General features: G+C 64.9%; 2 protein-coding genes. Both read right to left on the bottom strand.

Going from position 1 to position 422, the window contains the following annotated elements; genetic code table 11:
• Positions 1-230: hypothetical protein (locus tag EN859_RS35475; protein WP_135913622.1), on the bottom strand; the 230-nt coding region annotated here is incomplete at its 3' end.
• On the bottom strand, positions 227-422 hold a 196-nt coding region (locus tag EN859_RS38465), incomplete at its 5' end, for a hypothetical protein (RefSeq protein WP_189502487.1). The genes EN859_RS35475 and EN859_RS38465, both read right to left, overlap by 4 nt.

Raw genomic sequence — 422 nt, 5'->3', positions numbered from 1 at the left:
TGCGGTAATGGCTCCAGGACGGCCCCAGGGGGCGCCACAGGGGCTTCGGGCTGCTCGGCGCTCGCTTCCTTCCTCAGACCCATCAGGGCGTTCAGGAAGGCCGCCAGTTCCTCCCGTGACTCGATACGGATGGTAGCGAGCGCGGCCGGTTTCAGGCCAAGCTGACGCCGGTAGGCGTCAGCGTCGTTCTTCATCGGGAAGAAGGCGCGGTCGGTGTTGTAGACGATCATGTGCCTGGCTCCCTGAAGAACACGTCGACGATCTCGAAGCCGTTCTCGTCTTCCTCGACCGTCATGTAGGTGAAGGGCTTGCCCGAGCCCTCGGCGTAGCCCGCCACCGCGGCTGGGTCCGGCTTGATCAGGTTGCTGACGACGTCGTTGAGCATGAGCTCACCGCGGTCGTACATGCGCTGGGCGATGCGC

This window comes from Mesorhizobium sp. M00.F.Ca.ET.216.01.1.1 (assembly GCF_004010325.2).
Taxonomy (GTDB): domain Bacteria; phylum Pseudomonadota; class Alphaproteobacteria; order Rhizobiales; family Rhizobiaceae; genus Mesorhizobium.
The sequence above is the reverse complement of the archived record's forward strand: the minus strand, read 5'-3'. Positions and strand labels throughout refer to the sequence as shown.